Origin of the sequence: uncultured Nostoc sp., from assembly GCF_964247315.1 — a bacterium.
Lineage (GTDB): Bacteria > Cyanobacteriota > Cyanobacteriia > Cyanobacteriales > Nostocaceae > Nostoc.
Window position 1 is genome coordinate 1 of record NZ_CAXTTT010000254.1, and the last position, 2,052, is coordinate 2,052.

Annotated in this window: 4 protein-coding genes and 1 pseudogene; all 5 read right to left on the reverse strand. The window is 40.2% G+C overall.

What is annotated here, in order from left to right:
• Positions 1-197: 197 nt before the first annotated feature.
• The 5 genes and pseudogenes from ACFE93_RS34445 to ACFE93_RS34465 all read right to left on the reverse strand — a co-directional run bounded on the left by ACFE93_RS34445 (position 198) and on the right by ACFE93_RS34465 (position 1,744).
• On the reverse strand, positions 198-338 hold the full coding sequence (locus ACFE93_RS34445; RefSeq protein ID WP_375480596.1) for a transposase: 141 nt from the start codon (positions 336-338) through the stop codon (positions 198-200).
• Positions 290-547, reverse strand: coding sequence for a transposase (locus tag ACFE93_RS34450; RefSeq protein WP_375480598.1), 258 nt, complete (start codon positions 545-547; stop codon positions 290-292). Before ACFE93_RS34450 ends, ACFE93_RS34445 begins: the two co-directional genes overlap by 49 nt.
• Positions 548-692: 145 nt before the next feature.
• Positions 693-878 (reverse strand): annotated as a pseudogene (locus ACFE93_RS34455) (histidine kinase dimerization/phospho-acceptor domain-containing protein); the annotation flags it as partial.
• Positions 811-1,281, reverse strand: a complete 471-nt coding sequence (locus ACFE93_RS34460) for a PAS domain-containing protein (protein ID WP_375480600.1) — start codon at positions 1,279-1,281, stop codon at positions 811-813. The pseudogene ACFE93_RS34455 and the gene ACFE93_RS34460, both read right to left, overlap by 68 nt.
• Positions 1,282-1,297: 16 nt before the next feature.
• Complete coding sequence (locus ACFE93_RS34465) at positions 1,298-1,744, reverse strand: hypothetical protein (protein WP_375480602.1); 447 nt, start codon at positions 1,742-1,744, stop codon at positions 1,298-1,300.
• Between the last annotated feature and the right edge of the window lie 308 nt (positions 1,745-2,052).

Sequence of the window (2,052 nt, forward strand, 5' to 3'; positions counted from 1 at the left end):
TAATATACTCCATTATCCCATACTGTATTGCACTCAATCAGGAACCGCTATAATAACCGAGTTTGAGTTAAAGATAAGGAGGTTAAAGCCACTCCAGTTGAAGGCTAGGTTTCTTAGGTTGATGACAATAAGCGATTAATCGGCAAATGAACGTTAACGCAAAAATTAATGAGGCTTCGGTGTGGAGAATGTCCAATCTAAGAAATGTTTTTGAGTTGGTCGTTAATCGTCTCAATAATTGAGGGTTTACGGGACAAAAGCAAGTCAAGAAGACACATCAGCCTATTCTTCATATTGCGACGGGGTTTAGCGAAAAATTGGATTCTGAACTCTTCCAAAAGATGAAAAACAAGTTTTTCAGAAACATAGCCGCGATACCTTCAGCTTCACTAACGTCAAATATTTTGCCAAAAAGCTCATGCAGGAAATCAGGTATTAGTTTAGGGTCATCAATGTTACTAGGAGTAAGAGTCACATTTAAGAGTTGACCAAATTCATTCACGACAACCAAATGACAGCAAACACCCCAAATAAATACCGTTCTCACTTATATCAAGGCAAAGTGAGAACGGTATTTGGGGGAAAAGCAAAGATGAATCTGACAATTGGGGAGTTGTTATGGAAGGAAGGACAGTTTATAGCTCGACAATGTGACGAACAATAGCTAATCCTAAGCCCAGTCCTCCAAATTTTCTAGTGGTTGCTTGATCGTACTTTTTCGTTTGCAGTAACTTTGACCATCCTAAAATCGAGTTTAGCGGCGTGCGAAGTTCGTGAGAAAGCACCGCCAAAAACTCATCTTTGATTCGATTAGCTTGGATTAATTCTTCTTTCCGTCGCTGTAACGAAGCCATTAACTGAGCGCGTTCCAGAGCAAGATGACGTGATATCAGCCCACCGTAATCTATCTGCTTGGATATCCTCTTGGGTATAACCGACAATTCGCAAAAACTCGTCATTGGCTTCAGTGATGCTGCCATTCACATCACCAAAGAGAATACCAACTATATTCGCTTTCACAAAACTCCTGAGCCGCTCCTCACTTGCTTGGATTGCTGCTTCTGCCTGTTTGCGATCGCTAATATCTGTAGTGCTGCCAACTAAACGTACCGGGTTTCCGTCAGCATCTCGCTGTACTACTATCCCTTGAGCCAAAACATAGATGTACTGATTGTTTTTGTTGCGAATTCGGTACTCGGCAGCATAGCGATCGCTATGCTGCCAAAGCAACTCCTGCCTCTTCTTGTACATATTGCAAATCCTCTGGATGGACAAGCTCACGCCACCAACTATCAGTTTATTCAGATTCTGCGAGGGAATAGCCCAAAATTCGGGTTAACCCATCAGTTCTTTCAACACTATCCTGTTCTATATTCCAGTCATAAATCAGACAGTTTACCGCAGATGCTGCTAATTCAAACCGTTCGTTAGCTAACCTCAGACGCTCCTCTTTCTCTTGCAAAGTTCGTTCTACTTGTTTGCGTAAGCGAAGCTCGTCGTAGACATCGCGTAGCACTGCTTGCTGTTCGCTCAAATCAACAACAAAGACAATAACGGTTTTTTGAGTATTTCCCAGCGTCACAGAACCAAGCAGAATAGGAATGCGATCGCCATCTTTACGAATGTATTCTTTCTCAAAAGGCTTACATACTCCAGTAGTTTTCACTTCTTCCACCGAACGTTCACCCAAAAGAAGATACTCAGGTGGGGTAATCTCGCGCCAGTTTATTTGGTTACCAGACAAATCTTCTCGCGTATCAGCTATATCTCAAATAAACATTAAATTTTGTCCGAGTTGCGATGCCACAATAGTATTATTTAAGGTAATTTAATTAATTGTTCTCAGAGATTGCACACAGCTAAAAAACTTGTGGTGTGTCACACTTTCATGATTCATATCAAAATTAATTTGTTATATATAAACTATCTATATAGAAGTTCATTTTGTATTTGAAAAAAGCTTTTAAATCATCGCTTGTTTAGCAAATAAATCTAAAATATAGCGTTTCTTAGTCTGGTGAAGTACAGTAACAAGAATGGGTAAACCAGTTA